This window comes from Acinetobacter sp. 5862, assembly GCF_024494585.1.
In the GTDB taxonomy this organism is placed as follows: domain Bacteria; phylum Pseudomonadota; class Gammaproteobacteria; order Pseudomonadales; family Moraxellaceae; genus Acinetobacter.
Window position 1 is genome coordinate 1 of the sequence record NZ_JANHGP010000094.1, and the last position, 550, is coordinate 550.

The window sequence follows — 550 nt, forward strand, 5'->3', positions numbered from 1 at the left end:
ACACCTTCATCGGCTTACAGAACGCTCCCCTACCACGTATACAAAGTATACATCCGCAGCTTCGGCACATAGTTTTAGCCCCGTTACATCTTCCGCGCAGGCCGACTCGACTAGTGAGCTATTACGCTTTCTTTAAAGGGTGGCTGCTTCTAAGCCAACCTCCTAGCTGTCTATGCCTTCCCACATCGTTTCCCACTTAACTATGATTTTGGGGCCTTAGCTGGCGGTCTGGATTGTTTTCCTCTTGACTACGGACGTTAGCACCCGCAGTCTGTCTCCCGGATAGTACTCATTGGTATTCGGAGTTTGCATCGGTTTGGTAAGTCGGGATGACCCCCTAGCCGAAACAGTGCTCTACCCCCAATGGTATTCGTCCGAGGCGCTACCTAAATAGCTTTCGGGGAGAACCAGCTATCACCAGGCTTGATTAGCCTTTCACCCCTATCCACAAGTCATCCCCTGGCTTTTCAACGACAGTGGGTTCGGTCCTCCAGTTAGTGTTACCCAACCTTCAACCTGCTCATGGATAGATCGCCTGGTTTCGGGTCTA

General features: G+C 51.3%; 1 rRNA gene. It reads right to left on the minus strand.

Annotated elements, in window-relative coordinates:
• Nucleotides 1–550, minus strand: a 23S ribosomal RNA gene (locus NO346_RS14660); the annotation flags it as partial.